The sequence below is a fragment of the Catenovulum agarivorans YM01 genome, from assembly GCF_000281085.1.
GTDB classification, from domain to species: Bacteria; Pseudomonadota; Gammaproteobacteria; order Enterobacterales; family Alteromonadaceae; genus Catenovulum; species Catenovulum agarivorans.
Window position 1 is genome coordinate 1 of the sequence record NZ_JH767525.1, and the last position, 211, is coordinate 211.

General features: G+C 48.3%; 1 protein-coding gene. It reads right to left on the reverse strand.

Translation table 11 applies throughout. The features are described 5' to 3' along the window. A partial coding sequence (locus tag WSC_RS22150; protein ID WP_040394093.1) for an immunoglobulin-like domain-containing protein occupies positions 1 to 211 on the reverse strand: 211 nt, incomplete at both ends.

The window sequence follows — 211 nt, forward strand, 5'->3', positions numbered from 1 at the left end:
CTGCCACCTTCACTGACACTTGGGGTGCCCGTTAAACTTAAGGTCACATCAGACAGGGTGTCACTGACTGTAGTCGTGACTGAGCTATTACCCAGCACTAGGTTTTCGAAGTTACCGCCAGAAACATTATCCAGTGACAAGCTTGTTGTGACGTTGTCTGCACCTGCGTAAACATCGTTACCAACCGATACACTGACTGTACCTGAGCTTT